We start from the raw sequence: 21,915 nt of genomic DNA, 5'->3' as shown, positions 1-21,915 counted from the left end.
CAGGGGCGGTCCGCCGCGTCAGTGCTTTCCGTTGTGCGAACCGGTGTTGGTGTCGCCCGTGCTGGAGTCGTGGATGGCGTCCAGTACGCCGTTCTGGGTGCCCACCACGCTCTTGAGGTTGGTGAGGGTGCCGTCGCCGATGCTGACGATGGCCTCGGACAGGGACGAGCCGGTGTCGACGGAACCCTCCCGCTCTTTCTTCTCCTGCGGCTTCATCTGCTTCGCGAAGTCGTCGTCGTGTCCGGGCCAGCCGGAGGTGGAGGACACATCGCTGATGAACTCGCTGATCATCTCGTTGGCCAGCCGGCTGATCTGCTCGATCTGCCGGGTACCGACGATGAGCGCCGCCGGGCTGGCGGAGTAGGCGTTCTCCGACATCGTCTTCTCAGTCCTCCGGGTCTTCGCTGATCTCGTCGCGGAGCCGGCCGGCCCCGCGCCGTCGGCCGGCCTTGGGGCCCTCCAGCACACCGGGCCCGAAGATCTTGTTCCAGTCCACGTCGAAGCCGGCGATCTCGGGTGCCTCGGGGTTGGCCTTGGTGAAGGGCTCGAAGGTGGCCATGACATGGCGGGCCATCCGGGCCCGGGCCTCCTGCACCGCCTCCAGCACGCTCGCGGCGAGCTGACCGGCGGGCATGGTGCGGTACTTGTCGTCCAGGAAGGTCAGCGCGCGCAGGTCGCCCTGTGCGCTGACGGTCACCTCGACGGCGCGGTCCGCGGAGCGCACCGTGCTCTCGGCGTGGGCGAGTTCGCTCTCGGCGCGGGCCACCGCGGCCTCGGTGGCCTCCAGTTCGGCCACCGCCTTGGCCAGCTTCTGCTCGATCGACTCGCCGCTCATCGGCCGATCACCGCCGGCGAACCGCCCTCGTCCGTGCCCCAGACGTCCTCGTCCTCGGTGAGCCACGCGTCGCGGGCGCGGTCGCCGCTCTCCGTGGAGCGGCCGTTCTGTCCGGCGCCGTTGGTGCCGGGGCCGCCCACCGGGTACGGGGCGCTGGAGGTGGTGGGCCGGGTCAGCACGACGTCCTCGTCCTCGTCCACGGATGCGGCACGGGTGTTCCGGCCGCGCCGGGTGGAGGTGTTGGACGGGTCGGTGAGGACGGCCCGGGTGCGTTCGGTGTTGCCGCCCTGCCCGCCGCCTCCGCCTCCCATGCCGCCGCCCATGCCGCCCATGCCGCCCATCCCCATCGGGTTGAGGGGGGTGCCGCCGGCCGACGCGCTCTGGGCGTCGGTGGAGGCGGCGGCGAGGCTGCTGGTGTCGAGGGCGTCGGAGCGCAGCGCGCCGCCGGTGTAGGGGGTGCTGTCGTAGTCGTCGTAGCCGCTGTCGAGGCCCGAATCCAGGCCGCCGCCGGTCGTGTTGAGGCCGCCGCCGTTGAGGCCGGTCGTGGTCGTGTTCAGGCCGCTGGTGTCGAGGCCGCTGCCGTTGTTCAGCCCGCTCGTGTCGATGGTGCTGCCGTTGAGGCCGCTGGTGTCGATCGAGGACGAGGGGAGGCCGGTGCCGTCGATGTCGGTGGTGGTCGTGTGGCCCGAGGGGTCGGTGGTGGTGAGCGCGCCGGTGTCCGGGTTGAGGGTCTGGACGGAGCCGTCCGGGAACTTCGTGGTGAGCGTGCCGTCGTTGTTGAGGGTGGTGGTGGAGCCGTCCGGATTGGCGAAGGAGTCGCCCGGGTTGAGGTGCGTGGTGGTGACGTTGCCGGAGGGGTCGGTGACGGAGATCTGACCGGTGTCCGGGTTGAGGGTCTCGGTGGAGCCGTCCGGGAAGTGGGTGGTCACCGAGCCGTCGGCGTTGAGCTGGGCCGTCGAGCCGTCCGGGGTGGTGAAGGAGCCGGCGGTCGGGTTGAGCTGCGACAGCGAGGTGGTGCCGTCCGGGTTGAGCGTGCTGACCTGGCCGGTGGTCGGGTCGAGGGTCTGGCTGGTGCCGTCGGGGAACTTCGTGGTGAGGGTGCCGTCGTCGTTCAGGGTGGTGGTCGAGCCGTCCGGGTTGGTGATGGTGCTGCCCGGGTTGAGCTGGGAGACGGAGGTGGTGCCGTCCGGGTTGGTGGTGGTGACCAGGCCGGTCGACGGGTCGATGGTCTGGGTGGAGCCGTCCGGGAACGTCGTGGTGAGCGTGCCGTCGCCGTTGAGCTGGGTGGTGCCCCCGGTCGGGGAGTTGAGCGTGGTCGAGCCGTCCTTGGTGGGGTCGTTGCCGGGGTTCAGGAGCGACGGGCCGTTCAGCAGGGAGTTGGCGAGGTTGCTCAGGTCGTTGCCGCCCGAACCGTCGTTGTTCAGAAGGCTGTTGCTGTTGAGGTCGTCGAGCCCGCTGCCGACGTTGTTCAGGCTGTTGCCGAGATCGTCGTTCAGGTTGCTGAGGCTCGAATTCAGGCCGTCGCCGATGTTGTTGAGGTTGTCGTTCAGGCCGTCGTTGAGGTTGTTGAGGTTGTCCCCCAGGTTGTTGAGGTTGTCGTTCACGTTGTCGTTGAGGTTGTTCAGGTTGTCGCCGAGGTTGTTGAGGTTGTTCCCGAGGTTGTTCAGGTCGTCGTTGAGCTTGTCGTTGGCCTTGTTCGCATTGTCCTCGGCGATATCGTTCTCCTCCTTCTGGAGGACCTCGGAGAGCGTCTCGTTGTTCTTGTTCTTGACCTCTTGGGCGAAGGCGTCCTCGACATCGGCCCAGGCGTTCTTCACATTGCTGAGCGCGTCGATGGACGGCTGCTTGAGCTTGGAGTCCGCGTGATCCGACCAGCTCTTGACGGCGGCGTCGGCGACCTTCTGCCAGGTGGTCTTCTGGGTGAGGTCGCCGTACTCGGGGACGTTCTGCTTGAAGTTGGCGTCGGTGGAGTAACTCGTGCCACTGGCGCCGTCGGAGACCCAGTCCTCCGAGAGCACGTGGTTGATGTTGTTGTTGATGACCCACTGACTGATCTGGTCGAGGATCTTCTTCACGTGGTAATGCGGGTCGTGCTGGCCGTCCGACGCCCAGTCGGTCCACGCGGCCTGCAGGGTGGTGATCGCGTTCTTCAGCGCGAGTTGCGCGGCGGCCAGTGCGTCGCTCAGCTTCGACTTCGGGACGTAGCCGCCGAGGGTGCTATTGGTCGCCGTGTAGTCGGTGCCGCCCAATTGCGAGACGTAGCCGTCGTAGTTGGTCTTCAGCTCGTCCAGCAGATGCCAGAAGAGGCTGGCCGCCTTGCCCTTCCAGGCCGCCTGGTCCTCGCCGAGCGAGGTCATCCACTGGTTGACGATGTCCGAGTGGTCCTTGAAGAACTGCACCACCCGGTCGAAGGACTGCCCGGTGGTCTCGAAGGAGAGCATGTCGACGGCGTTGGCGTCGACGACCGACAGTCCGCTGTACGAGAAGCCCTGCGTCGAGTACGGCGACGCCAGGATGTGGTCGAGGACCAGCTTGCTGCCCGAGATGTACTGGGCCATCGGCCCCGAGTCCCACTGGACGTGCGAGTACGAGCCCTCGAACGCGCCGCCGCCGACGACGTCCCCGCCGTTCCAGAGCGTGGCGCGGCCGTTCTCGTCGACGGTGACGCCGATCATCACGATCCGGGCCTTCTTCATGTCCACGCTGCTGTGCGCGCCGTCCCCGCCGGCGTCGTAGAAGGCCAAGTCGTAGTCCTCGCCACTGTTGACGTGCCAGCCGCCGATCGCCGAGTAGTCGGCCGCGGTCACCGACCTCATGTCCATGCCCTGGATGTCCATCCGGAACAGCTTGAGGTTGCCGAAGGAGTCGTCGTTCGAGCTGCTGAGCTTGGTGAACAGGCTCGACCGGGTCGGGATCGTATAGCCGGTGAAGTCGGTGACGGCCTGGGCGAAGTAGTCGTCCGGGTCGTAGGTGGGGGACCCGGAGGAAGGAGTGCTGTCGGCCATGGGGCGGAACTCCGCTGCTGGGAATGTGGGGGCGAGGACAGGGCGGGAGCGGGGTGCGCGGCCCGGGGCCCGGGGCTCGGGGCTCGGGGCTCGGGGCTCGGGGCTCGGCGGGAGTCGGCGGGCCGCGCACGGGCCTCAGGTCTTCGAGTCGCCGCCGCCCATGTCGCCGTCGACGGTGTCGAAGATGTCGAGCAGTTTCTCGCCGTCGATCGAGTCGAGGCTGTCGCCCTGGGTCTTCAGCAGCTTGGTGATCGTCTCGTCGAGCGCGGAGTCGATGTCGTCGAAGAGCGTCTTCTGATCGGTGAGGATCTTGTCCAGCGCGGTCGCCTGCGTCTTGAGCGCCTCCACGAGCGTGCCCCCGCCGACCGGGTCCGAGCTGTCGCCGCCGTTCATCAGGCCGATGCGCAGGATCTTGGCGAGGCCCTGGGCGGAGCCGGCACCGGTCTCGGCGATCAGGTTCTTCAGTGACCGGACGCCCGCGTTGTCCTTGCGGATGGCCAGCAGATCGTTGATGAAGTCTGCGACGTCGGTGTTCTTGAAGTTCTTCAGCGCGGTCGAGTCGAGGTGGGTCAGGTCAGCCATGAGTGCCTCCGCGGGCGGAACGCGCCGGGCCTGGCGTACGGGCGCGGCGACGGAACGGGAAGGAGCCTGGACCCGCACCGACCGCGAGGAGACCGGTCGGTGCGGTGCGGCCGGCTCAGCGGCCGATGGTGACCTCGGACCACATCTGGCTGAGGGAGTTCTCGCTGTACTTGTAGCTGTTGGAGATCTCGTTGAGCAGCTGCGAGTGCGAGGTGAGCAGCGTCTCCATGTTCTGTACGGCGCCGTCCCAGGCCGCCTGCTTCTGGCGGTAGGTGTCGGCGTCGTTGCCGTACCAGGTCTTGGACAGCTCGCCGAGTTCCTGCTCAAGGCTGGAGAGCGTCTGGGCGATCGCCTTGGTCTGCGCCACCATGTCGTCCGCGGCGTTGGACATGTGGTTGTAGCTGACGTAGATGACACCGTCGGACAGGTTGTCTGCCACAGCTTGCCTCTCTTACGCGATGGGGGGACCGGACGTGACCGGGAGGTCAGCCGGCGAGCTGGTCGAAGGCCGACTGGGCCGCGTTGTAGGCCTGGTTGATGGAGTCGTTCGAGGAGCCCTGGGTCTTGTTGTGTTCCACGAGGCTCTGGTTCAGCCGGTCGATGACGTCCTCAAGGTTCTTGAGGATGACGTTGCACTGGCCGTCCCACTGCGCGAGGAGCTGGCCGTACTGGCCGCCGTCGCTGCCCTGGTAGCCGCTGCCCAGGGCGGAACGGGTGCTGTCGACGTCCTGGCGGATCTTCACGATGCCGCTGAAGGCGCTCTCCAGGGCCTGGATTCCGTTCCGGGTCGAGCCTTCGCTTGACTGCTGGCCATCTCCAGCCATCGTCCCACCTTTCGCAAGTCGATCTACAGTACGAGTACAACTGAGCCTAGATTGGCGGTAGTTGCGGCCGCAACGAACTGAGGAAGATCTGAGGTTGCATCCGGCTTCCCGTCACATGCTTTTACTGCTAGGCAACTTGACCGGAACACGAGACTCCGCGGATTCCGGTTCTGGACTTGTTCCGGATTGGCGTGAACACGATCCCGATCGGCGTGAATCCGTCAGTTCCCGGACGCAGAGAGCGAGTTGGGGTTCACGGCCGACTGCGGGACCCCCGCCGAACCGCCCGCCGGGGCCCGCCCGGCGATCGCGGCCGGACCCGAGCCGGTCCCACCCGTGCCGGACCCACCGGTCCCGCACTGTGCCGCCGTGCCCGGCGCCTGTGCCGCCCCGCCCGAGTCCGAGGCGGCGGCCCGTGCGCTCAGCTCCGGCCCGGTCGGCAGCATCGCCAGCAGCGTGGACGGCACCTTGACCGGGGTCGCCCCGTCGTAGCCGAGGGCGGCGAGCGCGTTCGCGTCCGGGATGCGGTACTTCACTCCGTCGTCGCCGATCAGGAACGTGGTGTCGCCGACCGTCTCGCCGGCCGCGCCCAACGCCCTTGCCAGCGTGCCGTGTCCGGGCCGGGCCACCACCCGGTCCACCGGCACGCAGGCCGCGGTCAGCGCCGTCGGGTCGGCCTGCGCCGCCGGGGCCAGCGCGGACTCGGCGACCCGTACCGAGGTCACCCGCACCTGCCCGTCGGCCGGGTCGACCTGGGCGCACACCGACTCCCCCGCCGCGAGCGCCAGCGCGCTGGGCGGGCTGTCCGGCAGGCCGGCGACGGAGGGGTCCGTCCCGGCCGACCCCGGCGCCTGGTGCGCGCGCAGGTCGGAGACGTCGATCGTGACGACGTTCGGGGCCCCGCCGTCGTAGGCCTCGGTGCGGGTGTCCGGATCGCCGAGCAGCAGCGCCGACTGGGTGTCCGTCACCGGGTGCAGGCCGTCCTTCTGCAGGAGGTACTCCTGGTTCCCGGAGCCCGCGACCACCCGGAAGACCTGCCCGATCCGGGTGGCCCGGCCGCCCAGTTCGGGCCCTGCCGTGCCGCGGCCCTCGACCTTCGGGGTGGCCAGGTCCGGGCCGGTGACCAGGGCGTCCAGGAAGGCCGCCGACACCGGGCGGGGGGTCACGGACGCGTAGCCGAGGGACTCCGCCGCGCCCGAGTCCTCGTCCAGCTCCAGCCGGCTGCCCTGCCACACCAGGTAGGTGTGCTTGTCCGGGCCCTTCACCACCAGCGCCGACTTCGCGCCGACCGGGGCCGTCTCCACCGGGGCACCCGGCACGAGGGTCGTCTGCGCGCCGGAGCCCGTCGAGCAGACCTGCCACGGCGAGGACTCCAACTCCCCTGTCGACGGTACGGAGTCGGGGGCGCCGGTGATGCCGACGGGCCGGCCGACGGGGGTGCCGGCGAGCGACGCCGAGCCGACCGACGTGGTCTTCAGGTCGGAGCCGCCGATCAGCACGGCCGAGGCGTAGTTGCGCACCGGGCGCAGCCGGCCGTCGGCGTACAGGTAGCGGGCGCCGGTGTCCTTGTTGACGATCAGGGTGTCGCCGCTGCGCCAGGCGTCGTTGCCGCCCGGCCTGATCAGCCCGTACACCAGCGCGCCACCGCAGACCAGCGCACCGACGATCAGCCCGACCAGCGCGCCTCTGCTGGTCCGGCCCAAGGGGCTCTCCGGTGCGTCCGGGTCGGCCAGCAGCATGCCCGAGGTCAGGCGGCCCATCATGAACGTGTGCGCTTGCACCTGGTCGCGCTTGGACCGCACGTTTTCCTCCCGGCTGGTCGTTCTGCTTCGTGTTCGCCCGGCTGTTCCGGGGCCTTGCTCGTGGTTCGGCGGTTCTCGAACCGCCGCGGATTCAGGGCCGGTTCACCCGGCCCTCGTGCACCGGACCGGGAGTTCTCCAACCGGCCCGGAACGGCGGCCGGTTGACCCGACCCGCGTGAACGGGACCGAGGCGCCCGGTCAGCCGAAGATGCCGCGCAGGGTGCCGAAGACACCCAGCAGCCACAGCACCAGCGGCAGCAGGGCGATCGCCAGCAAGGAGTGCAGCAGTTCCGCCGCGCGGCCCCAGTACGGGACCAGTCGGCGGCCCGGTACGGTCCACACCGCGACCGTGAGCGCCGCCGCCACCGCGAGCAGCCCGGCGACCAGCAGGGTCCGCTCGGTGCCGGACAGGCGCAGGCCCCAGCCGAACGCGAGGAGCAACAGGCCCCACGCGCCCGGGAGTACGAGCACCAGCCGCTGGGCCGTGTTGACCAGGCCCCGGCCGTGCAGGAGCAGCAGCAGCGACAGCACCAGGGCGACCAGCAGTGCCGGGAGGCTCGGGCGGCGGGCCAGGGCGACCAGGCAGGCCGACGAGAGCACGCCCGTCGCGCCGTAGAGCGCGGTCATCCACTCGCCGGCGAGTTCGGTGCGGATCGTGACGTCGTTGCCCCGGTAGGGCTCGATGCCCTCCTGCAACTGTTCCGGGGTGGTCGGCAGCGGGGGCATCCGCATCCCGGCGAACTTGAACGACAGCGAGGGCACCAGGCCCCCGAGCAGCACCGTCAGCGCGGCGATCACCCCGGCCGCGGCGGCCGGCCGTACGTCGAACACCGTCATCAGGGCGCCGCCGGTCGCCGCGGCGAGCGCGACCAGTGCCGAGGCCAGGAACAGCGGGGTGCGGGTCGCGGAGGCCGCGAGGGCCAGCACCGCGCCGCCCGCCCAGGCCGCCGCCGCCCCCAACAGCCGTGCCCCCAGCACCTGGTGGGCCTGCGGACCGCTCAGCTCACCGCCCGGCACCAGCCAGCCCGCGAGCGCGAGCGCCGGGGACGCCAGCAGACCCAGGACCGCACCGGTCGCCGGATCGTCCACCGCCCGGCTCGCCGACGCGGCCCCGGCCAGCAGCAACAGGCCCGTTCCCACGGCGGTCGCCGCGCGCAGGGACGCCGGGGCGCCCGGCAGGGCGAGCAGGACGAGACCGGTCAGCACCGCCAGCGCGAGCAGGCCGCGCAGCAGCCGGCGGGCCGCCTCCGGACTCCAGCCGTGCAGCCGGTCCCGGGTGACGGCGGCGATGCCGTCGACCAGGTCGTCGAGGCGTACTTCGGGCAACGCCTCGGTGCGCGGGCGGAGATGGAGCGCCTCGCCGTCGGTCAGTTCGAGGGAGGCGAGGGTCGCCTCCTCGTCGAGCGGCCGGCCGCCGAGGCGCTGGAGTATCCAGCCGTCGTGTTCGAGACCGGTCTCCTCGGCCTCCTCGCCCGCGTACCGCAGCACCGTGGGCAGCAGGTCCGCCACGGGCACGTCGGACGGCACGGCGAGGTCGATGGTGCGGGCCGGTGCCCGCACGGTCAGATGGCACAGGCCGGTCACGGAAGTGTCGGTCATACCGGGGCTCACGTCTCCTGGACATCGAAACGGGGGCACGCGGCGCGGCGTGCGGGGTGGGGGAGAACAGGGTGGCTGGGTGGGGGAGAGCAGGGTGGGGGGAATAGAGCGCTGGTGGTGCGGGGGTGACATGGACGTACAGAGTTGACGGGGTGCACACTACTGACACTCCCTACGACGCGTGTCAACTGAAGCCCCCACGAACGACGTTGACGGCGTCCTCCACCGTGCATCGCCGAGTCCTGATCCGGTGCACGCCCCCCACGTACCGCCGCGGTGCGCGAAGTCCGTTAGGAGCCCCAAGCGTTGAGCGTGGTCCTGTTCCGTCGCCCGGCCCGCCGTCGCGGACCCGACATGCCCGCCGGCGAGTTGGTCCTCCAGGAGCCGCCGACTCTCATGGAGATCGTCCCGGACACCTCCGCGGTGTGGACGTATCTGCCGATGGCGATGATGTCGGTCTCGATGATGATGATGTTCATGCGGTCGGGCGGTCAGTCCAACGGCATCTTCATGTATCTCGCGCTCGGCATGATGGTGATGGCCGCCGGCGCGATGATGGTCGGTCAGGTCATGCGCAAGGCGGGCGACCGCAAGCAGCGGCTGCGCGGTGAACGCCGGGACTATCTGCGCTACTTGGCGCAGAGCCGGCGTACCGTGCAGCGGGCCGTGATCGAGCAGCAGCTCGCGCTGGCCTGGCGGCATCCCGAGCCCCGGGTGCTGCGCACCATGGTCCGCACCACGCGGCTGTGGGAACGCCGGGTGAAGGACGACGACTTCGGCGAGGTGCGGATCGCGGTCGGCGACCAGCAGCTCGCCATGCGGCTGACTCCCGTCTCCAGCAAGCCCGTTGAGGACCTGGAACCGCTGTGCGCGCACGCGCTGCGCCGTTTCATCCGCGCCTACAGCACCGTTCCCGGCCAGCCCATCGCGCTGTATCTCCGTTCCTGGTCAAGGGTGTTGGTCCGCGGCGACCGGGACGCGTCCCGCGGGATGCTGCGCGCCGCGCTGGCCCAACTGGCCCTGTTCCACCCGCCGGAGGAGCTGTGGATCGCGGTCTGCGCCGCCGACGAGGTGCGCGCGGAGTGGGAGTGGGTGAAGTGGCTGCCGCACAACCACCACCCCCAGGAGACGGACGGCGCGGGGCCGTTGCGCATGGTGGCCTCCGCCTTCACCGATCTGGAGGACCAGCTCGGCAGTGAGTTCTCCGAGCGGCCCGCGTTCGACCCCGACGCGGTGCCCGGCCGTGACGAGCCGCTGGTGGTGGTCGTGGTGGACGGCGCGGGCATCCCGTCCGGCCACCGTTTCGACGGGCCCGGCTACCGCAACGCGATCGTCCTCGACCTCTCCGACTCGCTCACCTGGCGGCCCGGCCGCACCACGCTGCGCCTGGACGTGACCCCGGACGCGGTCGCGCTGGTGCGCACCGACCGCAGCCGCAAGGAGCAGACCACGGTCCTGGGCCGCCCCGACCGGGTGGGTCCGGTGGCCGCCGAGTCGCTGGCCCGGCTGATCGCGCCGTACCGGATGAGTCTGTCCTCAGACGCGGTCGAACCGCTGTCGAACGACACCGAGTTGACGACCCTGCTCGGTATCGCCGACCTGCACCGGCTCGACCCCGACACGATCTGGCGGCGGCACACCGGCTCCGCCCGGCTGCGCGTCCCGGTCGCCGTCGGCGCGGACGGGCGGCCCGTGGAGCTGGACATCAAGGAGTCCGCGCAGGGCGGCATGGGCCCGCACGGGATGCTGATCGGCGCGACCGGTTCCGGCAAGTCCGAGCTGCTGCGCACCCTCGTCCTCGGTCTCGCGCTCACCAACTCCTCCGAGACCCTCAACTTCGTCCTCGTCGACTTCAAGGGCGGCGCGACCTTCCTCGGTCTCGACGAACTCCCGCACACCTCCGCCGTCATCACCAACCTCGCCGACGAGGCCGCCCTGGTGGAGCGCATGCAGGACGCCCTGCACGGTGAACTCATCCGCCGCCAGGAGCTGTTGAGGTCGGCCGGCAACTACACCTCGGCACTGGAGTACGAGAAGGCGCGGGCCGGCGGCGCCGATCTCGCCCCGCTGCCCAGCCTGTTCGTCGTCGTCGACGAGTTCAGCGAACTCCTCGCCTCGCACCGGGAGTTCATGGAGCTGTTCGTGATGATCGGCCGCCTCGGCCGGTCCCTCGGCGTGCATCTGCTGCTGGCCTCGCAGCGTCTGGACGAGGGCCGTATGCACCAGCTGGAGTCGCACCTGTCGTACCGGATCGGTCTGCGCACCTTCTCCGCGATGGAGTCCCGGGGTGTCCTCGGCGTGCCCGACGCGTACGAGTTGCCGTCCCAGCCGGGCAGCGGCTACCTGAAGAGCGGCATCGAGGCCCTGACCCGGTTCCGCGCCGCCTACGTCTCCGGCCCGTACCGCAGGCGCGGCGGTGCCGTCGCGCAGGCCCGGGTCGCCACGCAGGTGGTGCCCTGGTCGACCGGGTACATCGTGCCGCGCGCTCCGGCGCCGGCCGCGATCGCGGCCCCGGAGCCCGAGGCGGAGGAGGCCGCCGAGAGCCTGCTCGCGGTGGCCCTCGACCGGCTGCGCGACTCCGGGCCGCCCGCGCACCGCGTGTGGCTGCCGCCGCTGGACACCGCGTCCCCGCTCGACACGCTGCTCGGCGGTCTCGCCGAGGACCCGGACCGCGGTCTCACCGCGTCCCGCTGGACGGGCGCCGGGAAACTCCGTGTCCCGGTCGGCCTGGTCGACAAGCCGTTCGACCAGCGCCGTGACCCGCTCGTCGTGGATCTCGCCGGGGCGGGCGGCCATGTCGCCGTCGCGGGCGGTTCGCAGAGCGGCAAGTCGACGGTGCTGCGCAGCCTCATCATGGCGCTCGCGCTCACCCACACCCCGCGCGAAGTGCAGTTCTACTGCCTGGACTTCGGCGGCGGCACGCTCTCCCAGCTCACCGGTCTGCCGCACGTCGGCGGGGTCGCGGCCCGCCTCGACACCGAGCGGATCAGCCGTACGGTCGCCGAGGTCACCGCCGTCCTCACCCAGCGCGAGCAGTTCTTCCTCGACAACGGCATCGACTCGATGTCCACCTACCGGCGCCGGCGTGCGGCCGGGGAGTTCCCCGACGAACCGCACGGCGACATCTTCCTGGTGATCGACGGCTGGTCGGCGGTCCGGCAGAACTTCGACCAGTACATCCCCACGTTCAACCAGATCGCCACCAGCGGCCTCAACTACGGCATCCACCTGATCGTCGCGACCGCCCGCTGGCTGGAACTCACCGCCCCGGTCCGCGACCAGTCCGCGACCCGGCTGGAGCTGCGGCTCGGCGACACGATGGACTCCGTCGTGGACATCCGCAAGGCGAGCGCGGTGCCGCAGATCCCCGGCCGGGGTCTGACCGTCGAGACGAAACTCCACTTCCTGTCCGCGCTGCCCCGCGGCGACGGTTCCACCGACCCCGAGACGCTCAGCGAGGGCGTCGCGGACCTGGTGGACCGGATCGCGAGCGCCTGGCACGGGCCGCGCGCCCCGCAGGTCCGGATGCTCCCGCACCGGCTGCCCGCGGCCGAACTGTCCGAGCCCGAACTCGGCGACGGCCAGAGCCTCAAGCTGGCGCTCGGCCAGGACGAGGAGACCCTCGGCACCGTCTGGCACGACTTCTCCCGCACCCCGCACCTGGTCGCCGTCGGCGACACGGAGAGCGGCAAGACCAACCTGCTGCGCCTGGTCGCGGACTCGGTCGTCGCCCGCTACTCCCCCGCCGAGGCCCGCATCCTGGTCGTGGACTACCGCCGCGGCCTGGTCGACGCGGTCCCCGAGGAGTACCGCCTCGGTCACGCGGTCGCCCTGGAGGCCCTCAAGCAACTGGTCGGCGGCTCGGCGAAGGCCCTGCGCACCCGCGTCCCGGGCCAGGAGATCACCCCGGCCCGCATGCGGCAGGCCGACTGGTGGACGGGCCCCCGCCTGTTCGTCCTCGTCGACGACTACGACATGATCGGCGGCGGCACGGTCATGGACCACCCCTTCGCCCCGCTCTTCGAACACCTCGCGCTCGGCCACGAGTTGGGCCTGCACGTGGTGGTCGCCCGCTCGGCGACCGGCGCGGGCCGCGGCCTGAACGACCAGCTCCTGCGCCGCCTCGACGAGGTCAACACCCCCGGCATCCTGATGTCCTGCTCCCCGTCCGAGGGCTACGTCTTCGGCAACGTCAAACCCCGGGTACTCCCCCCGGGCCGAGCCCTCCACATCGTCCGCCGCAAGCCGTCACTCATCCAGACGGCACTGGCTGCGGGGGCGGAGGAGGAAGCGTAGACAACTGGCCGCCGTGCTACGGCTCCTGGGGCGGGGTGACTCGTCCCGGGGGCCGTAGTGGGTTGGGGCGGTTGGTGTTTCGGGGGGCCGCCGTACGGATCCGAGTCGGCAGGGGTGCCCGTGGGCCGCAGGGGCTACGGCTGAGTCGGCGCGGGGCGTTGGGCATGCGCGGGTACATCGGGCCGGGTGCTCGGCCGCCCCACACCTCAAGACTGCCCAAGCCCCACCCCCCCCAGGGGCGCGGGGAACTGCGCGACCAGCCCCCACCGGCCCGCAGATGCCCACTGACCGGTCCGGCACCGCCGAAGGGCTCAACCTTCCAGTGGCGTGCCCGCGCCCGCCGGGACCGCCGGTTCCACGGCAACCGTGTTCTCTGCACCCTCCGTCCGGACAGACGGCTTCCACCCCAAGCGCCGCCCCCGAGGCAGCACCAGCCCCAGCCACACCACCGCGATGATCACGGCGAGGCCGGCCGAAGCGGGCCACAGGGCACGGCGGAGCGGTCCGGCGGCCTTGTCGGCCGGGAGGTGGACCGGGGAGGCGGAGTCACCTTGCGGGGGTGTGGTGGCGTCGGTCAGGACCGACGTGACCGCCGCGTACGGGTCGAGGCGTGGCACGTCGGCCGGGTACGCGGAGCCGCGCAGCAGGGTCGCGGTCTGCGCGGCCGTCAGGTCCGGGTGGACGGAGCGCACCAGCGCCGCCGCCCCCGCCACGAACCCGGCGGCCAGTGACGCGCCCGAGCCGATGTAGTGGCCGGCCTTCTTCGGGCCGATGCCGACAACTCCGTCACCGGGCGCGGCGATCGCCGCGCTGTCAGTCGTGTACGCGCCGGTCGGCCGCTTGCCGTCCACGTCCACGTCGAGGACGGAGAGGACACCGTCGTCGGCGGCCGGGTAGTAGTTCCGGGCGGGCGGGCTGTCCGTCGCCGAGGTCGCCGTCGCCGGGGTGTCCGGTACGGCGGCGGCGATCACCAGGACGTCCTTCTTCGCCGCGAGCGCGACGGCCGAGCGCAGCGTGGGGGTGTTGGCCGCGAGCGCCGCCGACACCGTCACCACCTTCGCCCCGCCGTCCACGGCGGCCCTGATGCCGTCCGCGACCCGCTCCGCGGTGACCGCCCCGCGCGCGTCGCTGCCCCGCACCGCGAGGATGCGCGCCTGCTGCGCCACGCCCGCGAACCGCACCCCGTCCGCTACGGCGGCGCCGACCAGCCCGGCCACGAAGGTGCCGTGTCCCACACAGTCGGTCCCGGCGTCGCCGACCGCCGTGACCCGGCCCTTGAGGGCGGGGGCGGAGGCCGAGACGCCGGTGTCGACCACGCCGACGGTCACTCCGGCGCCCGAGGCGAACGGCCAGGTCCGGGTGAGTTGCAGCGAGACCTGTTCCCACGGCACGTCGGTGGCACGGACGGCCGAGCCCGCCGTACAGGCCGCGTCGGCGTCCAACCGCGTTGCCAGTACGGGGAGTTGGACCGTGTTCCCGGCCGCCGCGGCGGACCCGGTGCCGAGCGCGCTCGCGGAAGCGGTCAGCAGCAGCGCCAGAGCGGCGGCGGAGATCTTGCCGTGTGTCGTCGTCATGCGTGGGCCGCGCCGCTGGAGGAGGGAGAGGTGGCCGTCGGGTCGGCGAGGTCCTCCGGGAGGAGGAGGCGCAGGTCGTCGAGGCTGGGGACGGCCAGTCTGCTGAGCCGGCCCGCCTGTCGGGTCATCATCCGCTCCAGGATCTGACGGGCGGTGCGCGCGTTGCCGAAGGACCGGTCGCGGGGCAGCGCGTCGAAGTACTGCCGCAGGACCGGTCCAAGTCCGGCCGCGCACTCGTAGCCGAGCTGTACGGCGTGCTCGCGGACGATGGTGACCAGCTCGTCGGAGGAGTAGTCGGCGAACTCCACCCGGCGCGAGAACCGGGACGACAGGCCCGGGTTGGAGGCGAGGAAGGTCTCCATCTCCTGGGTGTAGCCGGCGACGATGACGACCACCTTGTCCCGGTGGTCCTCCATCAGCTTCAGCAGCGTGTCCACGGCCTCCCGGCCGAAGTCGGAGCCGGAGGCCTCGCGCGGGGTGAGGGTGTACGCCTCGTCGACGAACAGGACGCCGCCCAGGGCCCGTTCGAAGACCTCCCGGGTCAACTGCGCGGTGTGGCCCACGTATCGGCCGACGAGGTCGGCGCGGGACACCTCGACGAGCTGGCCGCGCGGCAACACGCCCAGCGAGGCGAGGAGTTCGCCGTAGAGGCGGGCCACGGTGGTCTTGCCGGTGCCGGGCGGGCCGGTGAAGACGAGGTGGTGGCTGAGGCGGGGCACCGGGAGTCCGGCGGCCTCGCGCTGCTTGGCGGTGGAGACCAGGTTGACGAGGTCGGTGACGTCCCGCTTGACGGCGTGCAGTCCGACCAGCGCGTCCAGCCTGCTGAGCGCGTCGTCGCCGGGGTCGACGGCGTTCGGGCCGTCGGCGGCGGTACGGGCCGCCTCTTCGCTGATGTCCTGCGGCAGCAGCAGCGAGAGGTCCTGTTCGGTGACGTCGGTGAGCGCGGAGAGCCGTACGGCCTGGCGGTCCACCATCTCCTCGAACACCTGCCGTGCGGCACGGCCGTTGCCGAACCCGGCGTCCTTCGGTATGCGCTCGAAGTGGACCGCGAGCGCGTGGCGGGTCTCGTCGGCGAGCGCGTACTGGTGGCGTACGCACATGCTCTCCATGATCTCCACCAGCTCGGGCACGGAGTAGTTCTCGAACTCGACGGTGCGCGAGAAGCGGGACGCCAGACCGGGGTTGGAGCCGAGGAAGCTGCGCATCTCGTCGGAGTAGCCGGCCGCGACGACGACCACGTCCTCGCGGTGGTCCTCCATCAGCTTCAGCAGCGTGTCGACGGCCTCGCGCCCGAAGTCGGCCCCGGAACCACGGGAGTCGGAGGTGAGGGTGTACGCCTCGTCGACGAACAGGACGCCGCCCAGGGCCCGTTCGAAGGCCTCGGTGGTCTTGATGGCGGTACCGCCGATGACCTGGGCGACCAGGTCGGCGCGGGAGACCTCGACGAGGTGTCCGGAGCGCAGGGCGCCCAACTCCGCGAGGATCGTGCCGTAGAGGCGGGCCACGGTGGTCTTGCCGGTGCCGGGCGGGCCCGCGAAGACCAGGTGGCGGCTCATCGGCGGTGCGGACATGCCGAGTTGGGCGCGGCGGGCGGCGAGCTGGGTGAGGTTGACGAGGGTGCGGACCTGTTCCTTGACGTTGTCGAGGCCGATCAGGCCCTCCAGCGCGGCCATCGGTCCGTCGGGGCGTCCGGGGCCCTCCGACTCCGGTACGGTGCCCGCCGGGTCGGTGCCCTCGGCTTCGCCGAAGCCCCAGGCGTCGCGGGCCTCGTTGCCGGTGCTGGTGAGGTTCTCCACCGCGAGCCGGCCGCCCGCCTTGGCCTGGACGAGGCCGCCGCCCTTGTTGTCGCGGACCGTGCAGCCCACGACCGAGACCGGCGCCTCCGACTCGACGCGGATGCCGTCGCGCTCGTTGCCGGCCGCCTCGCAGCCGTTCAGGGAGGCCCGGCCGCCGTCGCGGACCAGGAAGCCGTGTTCGGCGGAAGCCGCGGTCCGCACCCGGTTGGCCGTCAACTCGCCGCCGGTGTCCACGAGTACACCGCAGCCGCCGGCCGAGACCAGCTCGCCGTCGCGGAGCGCGGCCGTGCCCTCGCCGCCGATCTCCAGACCCGCGCCGCCGGGGTTGTTGACCCGGAATCCGGCGAGGTAGACGTTGCCGCCCGCCGCGACCTCCGCGCCCGCGCCGCCGGGTGCCTCCACCGTGCAGTCCTCGACCCGGCCGCGTCCGCCGTCGCGCACGGAGACACCGGAGCCGCCCGCGCCGGTGATGCGGGCCCGCCGCACCAGCGGGTTGGCGTTGCCGCGGATCACCACACCGGCGCCCTTGACGTCGATGATCTCCACGCGCTCCAGCTCGGCCGCCGCGTCCTCTTCGAGCAGGACGCCGTCGGACTCACCGTCCCGGACGGTCAGCGAGGTCAGCGTCGGCGAGGAGGCACCGGCCACCCGCAGCGCCGCCGTCTGGGCGCCGGTCAGCCAGCAGTCCTCGTAGGTGCCGCGCGAACGGTCCGTCACCAGAAGGCCGTTGCCCGTGGTGCGGGCGGTGCGGCAGCGGCGCAGCACCGGGTCGCTGCCGTGCGAGACGATGATGCCGGGGCCGCTGGACCCGGTGACCCGCACCTCCTCCAGCTCGCAGCGGGCGGAGCTGGTCACATGCACCCCGATGGAGGTGTCGCGGACCACGGTCCGCAGCACCCGGATCGCGCTGCGCTCCTCAAGTGCCAGTGAGGGCTTGTCCGTCGAGGCCAGATCACAGTCTTCTACGGAGCCCTGCGCGTCGCCGTTGGCGAGCACGCCGTTGCCGCGCGCGTCCCGGATCGTGCAGCCGCGCAGGGTGGCCCGGCCGCGCTCGCCGATCACCACACCGCTGGTGCCGAGGTGTTCGAGGGTGCAGGACTCCAGCGAGCTCTCGGTCGGCGAGGTGACGACGACTCCGGCGCCGGTGCGGTTGGAGACCCGGCACTCGCGCATCGCCAACGAGCCGGAGTTGCGGGCCAGTACGGTCGTCCACGAGGCGCCGGACAGATCGCAGCCCTGCATCGCGACCTGCCCGTGCGAGGCGTCCACGGCGGGCTGTTCCTCGTCGTGGCCCTGGACCACCAGGTCGGTCAGCATCACCGCGTCCACGCGCAGCGAGATCACGATGCCCTTGCGCGGTGCCAACCGGACGGTGCCGCGCGCCTGTTCGGCGACGATGGTCACCCGGGTGGTGACGACGAGATTCTCCTCGTACGTCCCCGGGCGCACACTCAGCACCGCGCCTCCACGCGCCCTGGCCAGGGCCTCTCCGATCGTCCGGGCGTCCCCGGTGCCCTCCGGACAGACCGTCAGTACCTGGCGCACTCAGCTGACCTCCTCGTGTCGGCACCTGTCGGTTGCGGCCAACCCCATCATGCCGTACGGCAAATTATGTGCCGTCGCGCAACAGCCGTACCAGCGCCGGAGCTTGTGCGTGACGATTGTTAACTCCCGGGAAAGGAACCGCTGTTGACACCCGCGCGTGTATGCGCGTGAAAGGATTGTCCATACACGCGTATGACGAACTGTTGGGCGATTGGGGCGGACAGGGCGGATGACAGACCGAACCGGACCGACCGCGAGGAAGACAGCGGCAGAGACCTCGGCAGCGGCCACCCCGGCCGGGGAGACCGCCACCGCGTCGACCTCGGCCACCGAAGAATCCGCGGCGACGAGCACAGCGAGTGCGACACCCAAGTCCCGCTCAGGGGCCGTCAGTTCGGCCGGGACGGTCTCCGCGGAATCCGTCGCGGCGGAGCTGAGCGCTCCCGCGACCTCGGCCGCGGAGACCGAGGCGCTCGCCGGTGCCGGCCGCGGCACGGCGGAACCCGACGGGCCGGCCGGCCCGGAGTCCGCTGCCGCCGGACCTGCGCGGCAGGAGGCCGCCGAGCCCGAGGCACCCGCCGTGGCGGTGGCCGCGAGCGCCCCCGAGGGGGACGGACCCACCCCCGGCGACACGGCCGCCGCGTCGGTCGGCCGCCCGGGCCGCCCGCTGCTGGCCGGTGCGGCGGTGCTCGGCGCGCTGCTGATCGCCGTACCGGGGCTGCTGATGAGCCGGGGGGACCGAACGCCGGAGAACCATGACCGGGTCGTCGCCGACCAGGCGGGCACGATCCTCGGCGACGGCGCGACGCAGGGCACCGGGGCGTACGCCTCGTCCGACCCGTCCGCTCCGGCGCAGTCCGGCACACCGAAGATCGCCCAACCGCACAAGTCCTCGCCGGGGAAGACGAGCGTCGCGCAGCCGGTGAGCGGGCCGACGACCGTGAAGACGAAGAAGCCGGCCGCGGCGGCGAAGCCGACGAAGAAGTCCACCACGACCAAGTCCGGTACGAAGTCGGGGACTTCGGGTTCCACCACGACGTCGAGCTATCCGTCGGACGTCCTCGTCACGGCCACCCGGGTGCTGAGCGCGGGCCAGTCCATCAACGCGAAGAAGGCGCGGCTGCGCATGCAGACCGACGGCAACTTCGTGCTGTACGACGAGAACAACAAGCCCCGTTGGGCCACCATGACCTTCGGTTCCAACTACCACGCGGTCTTCCAGGCGGACGGCAACCTCGTCGTCTACACCGCCAGCAACCAGCCCGTCTGGGCCAGCCAGACCGGCGGCCACGACGGCTCGATCCTGCGGCTCCAGGGCGACGGCAACATGGTGATCTACTCGGGCGGCTCGACCGCGATCTGGGCGAGCAACACCCAGCACTGAGCGACCTGAACTCCCTTTCGGCCCGCCGCCCTTGAGGTCGGCGGGCCGAAGTCGCGGAACTCAGCTCTCGGTCAGGGTGATGTCCTGGTGCTGCACCGCGTGGAAGCGGGGCAGCGGCAGACCGCCCTGGGGGGACAGTTCCATCACCGTGGCCTCGACCTGGGCCGGGCCCGGGTTCAGCGGGTCGGACGACGGCTTGCCCGAGTTCTCCCAGCTGTGCTCCGTGCCGTCGCAGACCGCCCGGGTGCCGCCGATGCCGTGCCGGACCGCGGAGTCGCCCTGGGAGACGGAGGAACTGACGAAGGCCGGGCCCGAGTTGCCGAGACAGCGGTAGGTGCCGGAAAGGGTGACGGTGCCGTCCGGGGCGATGCTGCCCGTGGGGTCGACCGTCACCGTCTCGTAGGGGCCGGCGGACGCGGTCGCGGCGGGGGCGGCGGCGACCAGCAGCAGCGCGGCACCGGCCGCCGAACCGAGGGCGGAACGCAGGGACATGGGAATACCTCCTGAAGTATCCGAAGCAGAGGTGTCCACTGGTACCGGTCGAGCGGCCCAACTCCCGTGATCGTCACTCCTTCGGTGGCGAGTCCGCACCGAGCGTCGTGGAACCGTCCGAGTGTTGTCCGCGTGTTGTCACGCTTCACAGCAGCCTGTTCCGATGAGTTCGCGACGGGAGGATGGTCTGTATATGCGATGCGGGCGGCGAAGGAGCCGCCGGAACGGATCGCATCCGACGTGGAGGTACGCCATGTGTTCCCACCAGTCCTCGTGCCCCGTGACCGACACCGACACCGTGCACGTCGTCTCCGCCCACCCCGAGCAGGGCTGGACGCTGCTGTGCGACGGCGCGATCGTCTTCGACGACAGCGGCCTGCTGCTCCCCGACGGCCGGATCGTCGCCCCGCACCGGGTACCGGCCGGCCAACTCGCCGTCGCCGCCTGACCGTTCCCACCTGATCATTCCCGCGTGATCGTCTTCATGGACGCGCCGCCCACGGTGATCTTCGAACCGTGAAGGTTGAGCTTGCGTACCCGAGGTGACCAGCAGCGATGCTGACGACCTAAGATGATCAACGTGTCCGACCAGCATGCTCCACGGTCTCTCATCGTCACGCTCTACGGCGCGTACGGCCGCTTCGTGCCCGGCCCGGTTCCGGTCGCGGAACTGATCCGGCTCCTGGCCGCCGCCGGCGTCGACGCGCCTTCGGTGCGCTCGTCGGTGTCCCGGCTCAAACGGCGCGGGCTGCTGCTGCCCGCCCGTACCGCCCAGGGCGCCGCCGGCTACGAACTCTCGCCCGAGGCACGGCAGTTGCTCGACGACGGCGACCGGCGCATCTACGCGGCCGACCCCTCGGACGACGAGGGCTGGGTGCTCGCGGTGTTCTCCGTCCCCGAGTCCGAACGGCAGAAGCGGCACATCCTGCGCTCCCGGCTGTCCGGCCTCGGCTTCGGCACCGCCGCCCCGGGCGTGTGGATCGCGCCCGCCCGCCTGTACGAGGAGACCCGGCACATCCTCGGGCGGCTGCGACTCGACCCGTACGTGGACTTCTTCCGCGGCGAGCACCTCGGCTTCGCGGCGACCGCCGACGCCGTGGCCCGCTGGTGGGACCTGACCGCGATCGCCAAGGAGCACGAGGCGTTCCTCGACCGCCACGCGCGCGTGCTGGCCGACTGGGAGCGGCGCGCGGACACCCCGCCCGAGGAGGCCTACCGCGACTACCTCCTCGCCCTGGACTCCTGGCGCCACCTCCCCTACGTCGACCCCGGCCTCCCCGCCGGCCTGCTCCCCCGGGACTGGCCGGGCGCCCGCTCGGCCGAGGTGTTCCGGGGACTGCACGCACGACTCCGGGACGCGGGGGCGGTGTTCGCGGGCATCATGAACAGTTCATGACGAAGCGCAGTGATCTCTTGCGCACCACCAGTCACTCAGCTAAACCTCAGCCTCTTTAACAGGTCCTCTCAGAGTTCTTACCTAGCCTTCGACGACGTCGCTCGTCGGGTAAGAAAGAGGACTGTTGCGCATGACCACCACGGCAAGGGCTCAGGGAGCCACCGTCTGGCTCACCGGACTGCCGAGTGCGGGCAAGACGACGATCGCCCAGCACCTGAGCGACCGGCTGAGAGCCGAAGGGCGTCGCGTGGAGGTCCTCGACGGCGACGAGGTGCGCCGCTTCCTCTCGGCCGGCCTCGGCTTCTCCCGCGAGGACCGCAACACCAATGTGCAGCGCATCGGCCTCGTCTCCGAGGTCCTCGCCCGCAACGGCGTGCTCTCCGTCGTCCCGGTCATCGCCCCCTACGCCGACAGCCGCGAGGCCGTCCGCAAACGGCACGAGGCGAGCGGGACGCCGTACATCGAGGTGCATGTCGCGACCCCGGTGGAGGTGTGCAGCGAGCGCGACGTGAAGGGCCTCTACGCCCGCCAGGCCGCGGGCGCGCTGACCGGTCTGACCGGCGTCGACGACCCGTACGAGCCGCCCACCGACCCGGCGCTCACGCTGGCGACGCAGACGCAGAGCCCGCGGGAGTCGGCGGACGCGGTGTACGCGGTGCTGGCCGAGCGGGGGCTGCTGTGACCTTCTCGCTCTCGCATCTGGACGCTCTGGAGTCCGAGGCGGTGCACATCTTCCGTGAGGTGGCGGGTGAGTTCGAGCGGCCGGTGATCCTCTTCTCCGGCGG

16 protein-coding genes and 1 pseudogene are annotated in these 21,915 nt (G+C 71.3%); 6 read left to right on the top strand and 11 right to left on the bottom strand.

Features of this window, described 5'->3' with window-relative positions; genetic code table 11:
- Positions 1-18: 18 nt before the first annotated feature.
- The 8 genes from ACIBJH_RS42935 to eccD form a co-directional block, all read right to left on the bottom strand.
- The gene (locus tag ACIBJH_RS42935) at positions 19-378 is read right to left on the bottom strand and encodes a hypothetical protein (RefSeq protein WP_399122389.1); all 360 of its coding nucleotides are present in this window, start codon (positions 376-378) and stop codon (positions 19-21) included.
- A 7-nt stretch (positions 379-385) separates the two neighbouring features.
- On the bottom strand, positions 386-835 hold the full coding sequence (locus tag ACIBJH_RS42930) for a YbaB/EbfC family nucleoid-associated protein (RefSeq protein WP_399122387.1): 450 nt from the start codon (positions 833-835) through the stop codon (positions 386-388).
- A complete protein-coding gene (locus ACIBJH_RS42925; RefSeq protein ID WP_399122385.1) occupies positions 832-3,840 on the bottom strand; it encodes an AAWKG family protein in 3,009 nt (1,002 codons plus the stop codon). Before ACIBJH_RS42925 ends, ACIBJH_RS42930 begins: the two co-directional genes overlap by 4 nt.
- Positions 3,841-3,975: 135 nt before the next feature.
- Entirely contained in the window at positions 3,976-4,422 is a 447-nt protein-coding gene (locus ACIBJH_RS42920; protein WP_399122384.1) for a type VII secretion system-associated protein, read from the bottom strand.
- A 115-nt stretch (positions 4,423-4,537) separates the two neighbouring features.
- Positions 4,538-4,861 carry a WXG100 family type VII secretion target gene (locus ACIBJH_RS42915; protein WP_043678268.1) on the bottom strand — a complete coding sequence of 108 codons (324 nt, stop codon included), beginning with the start codon at positions 4,859-4,861 and terminating at the stop codon, positions 4,538-4,540.
- Positions 4,862-4,907: 46 nt separating this feature from the next.
- Positions 4,908-5,246 (bottom strand): hypothetical protein, encoded by a 339-nt coding sequence (locus ACIBJH_RS42910; protein WP_200717421.1) that lies wholly within the window; start codon positions 5,244-5,246, stop codon positions 4,908-4,910.
- Between the two features lie 221 nt (positions 5,247-5,467).
- Entirely contained in the window at positions 5,468-7,048 is a 1,581-nt protein-coding gene (gene eccB / locus ACIBJH_RS42905) for a type VII secretion protein EccB (protein ID WP_399122383.1), read from the bottom strand.
- 198 nt (positions 7,049-7,246) lie between these two features.
- Positions 7,247-8,647 carry a type VII secretion integral membrane protein EccD gene (gene eccD / locus ACIBJH_RS42900; protein WP_399122382.1) on the bottom strand — a complete coding sequence of 467 codons (1,401 nt, stop codon included), beginning with the start codon at positions 8,645-8,647 and terminating at the stop codon, positions 7,247-7,249.
- Between the two features lie 354 nt (positions 8,648-9,001).
- Between eccD and eccCa the strand changes: the two genes are divergently transcribed.
- A complete protein-coding gene (gene eccCa / locus ACIBJH_RS42895; protein WP_399122474.1) occupies positions 9,002-12,943 on the top strand; it encodes a type VII secretion protein EccCa in 3,942 nt (1,313 codons plus the stop codon).
- Between the two features lie 311 nt (positions 12,944-13,254).
- Here eccCa and ACIBJH_RS42890 read toward each other — a convergent pair whose 3' ends face one another.
- Together ACIBJH_RS42890 and ACIBJH_RS42885 are read right to left on the bottom strand one after the other, a co-directional pair.
- The gene (locus ACIBJH_RS42890) at positions 13,255-14,517 is read right to left on the bottom strand and encodes a S8 family serine peptidase (protein ID WP_399122381.1); all 1,263 of its coding nucleotides are present in this window, start codon (positions 14,515-14,517) and stop codon (positions 13,255-13,257) included.
- Positions 14,514-17,858, bottom strand: a complete 3,345-nt coding sequence (locus ACIBJH_RS42885; RefSeq protein ID WP_399122380.1) for a right-handed parallel beta-helix repeat-containing protein — start codon at positions 17,856-17,858, stop codon at positions 14,514-14,516. Before ACIBJH_RS42885 ends, ACIBJH_RS42890 begins: the two co-directional genes overlap by 4 nt.
- Before the next feature lie 229 nt (positions 17,859-18,087).
- Between ACIBJH_RS42885 and ACIBJH_RS42880 the strand changes: the two genes are divergently transcribed.
- A complete protein-coding gene (locus ACIBJH_RS42880; RefSeq protein WP_399122379.1) occupies positions 18,088-19,242 on the top strand; it encodes a hypothetical protein in 1,155 nt (384 codons plus the stop codon).
- 60 nt (positions 19,243-19,302) lie between these two features.
- On the opposite strand, the gene ACIBJH_RS42875 is transcribed toward ACIBJH_RS42880, so the two are convergent.
- Positions 19,303-19,734 (bottom strand): DUF6299 family protein, encoded by a 432-nt coding sequence (locus ACIBJH_RS42875; protein ID WP_399122378.1) that lies wholly within the window; start codon positions 19,732-19,734, stop codon positions 19,303-19,305.
- Between the two features lie 253 nt (positions 19,735-19,987).
- Here ACIBJH_RS42875 and ACIBJH_RS42870 point away from each other — a divergent pair, with 253 nt between their 5' ends.
- The 4 genes and pseudogenes from ACIBJH_RS42870 to ACIBJH_RS42855 all read left to right on the top strand — a co-directional run.
- Positions 19,988-20,182, top strand: a complete 195-nt coding sequence (locus ACIBJH_RS42870) for a DUF5999 family protein (RefSeq protein WP_262064304.1) — start codon at positions 19,988-19,990, stop codon at positions 20,180-20,182.
- Between the two features lie 123 nt (positions 20,183-20,305).
- Positions 20,306-21,130: a PaaX family transcriptional regulator C-terminal domain-containing protein gene (locus tag ACIBJH_RS42865; RefSeq protein WP_399122377.1), complete on the top strand. Its 825-nt coding sequence runs from the start codon at positions 20,306-20,308 to the stop codon at positions 21,128-21,130.
- Between the two features lie 130 nt (positions 21,131-21,260).
- Positions 21,261-21,812, top strand: a complete 552-nt coding sequence (cysC, locus tag ACIBJH_RS42860) for an adenylyl-sulfate kinase (protein WP_399122376.1) — start codon at positions 21,261-21,263, stop codon at positions 21,810-21,812.
- 5 nt (positions 21,813-21,817) lie between these two features.
- Positions 21,818-21,915: pseudogene (locus tag ACIBJH_RS42855) on the top strand (sulfate adenylyltransferase small subunit); the annotation flags it as partial.

The organism is Streptomyces sp. NPDC050548 (assembly GCF_044457385.1).
In the GTDB taxonomy this organism is placed as follows: domain Bacteria; phylum Actinomycetota; class Actinomycetes; order Streptomycetales; family Streptomycetaceae; genus Streptomyces.
Note: the sequence above shows the minus strand (reverse complement) of the source record. Positions and strands in the feature narration are given on the sequence as shown.

Excerpts from the sequence above, each read along its gene's own strand:
- eccCa (WP_399122474.1), top strand. The coding sequence starts at position 9,002 with ATGCCCGCCGGCGAGTTGGTCCTCCAGGAGCCGCCGACTCTCATGGAG.
- ACIBJH_RS42865 (WP_399122377.1), top strand. The coding sequence starts at position 20,306 with ATGATCAACGTGTCCGACCAGCATGCTCCACGGTCTCTCATCGTCACG.
- ACIBJH_RS42875 (WP_399122378.1), bottom strand. The coding sequence starts at position 19,734 with ATGTCCCTGCGTTCCGCCCTCGGTTCGGCGGCCGGTGCCGCGCTGCTG.
- ACIBJH_RS42925 (WP_399122385.1), bottom strand. The coding sequence starts at position 3,840 with ATGGCCGACAGCACTCCTTCCTCCGGGTCCCCCACCTACGACCCGGAC.
- eccD (WP_399122382.1), bottom strand. The coding sequence starts at position 8,647 with ATGACCGACACTTCCGTGACCGGCCTGTGCCATCTGACCGTGCGGGCA.
- ACIBJH_RS42935 (WP_399122389.1), bottom strand. The coding sequence starts at position 378 with ATGTCGGAGAACGCCTACTCCGCCAGCCCGGCGGCGCTCATCGTCGGT.
- ACIBJH_RS42910 (WP_200717421.1), bottom strand. The coding sequence starts at position 5,246 with ATGGCTGGAGATGGCCAGCAGTCAAGCGAAGGCTCGACCCGGAACGGA.
- ACIBJH_RS42920 (WP_399122384.1), bottom strand. The coding sequence starts at position 4,422 with ATGGCTGACCTGACCCACCTCGACTCGACCGCGCTGAAGAACTTCAAG.
- cysC (WP_399122376.1), top strand. The coding sequence starts at position 21,261 with ATGACCACCACGGCAAGGGCTCAGGGAGCCACCGTCTGGCTCACCGGA.
- ACIBJH_RS42930 (WP_399122387.1), bottom strand. The coding sequence starts at position 835 with ATGAGCGGCGAGTCGATCGAGCAGAAGCTGGCCAAGGCGGTGGCCGAA.
- ACIBJH_RS42870 (WP_262064304.1), top strand. The coding sequence starts at position 19,988 with ATGTGTTCCCACCAGTCCTCGTGCCCCGTGACCGACACCGACACCGTG.
- ACIBJH_RS42890 (WP_399122381.1), bottom strand. The coding sequence starts at position 14,517 with ATGACGACGACACACGGCAAGATCTCCGCCGCCGCTCTGGCGCTGCTG.
- ACIBJH_RS42880 (WP_399122379.1), top strand. The coding sequence starts at position 18,088 with ATGACAGACCGAACCGGACCGACCGCGAGGAAGACAGCGGCAGAGACC.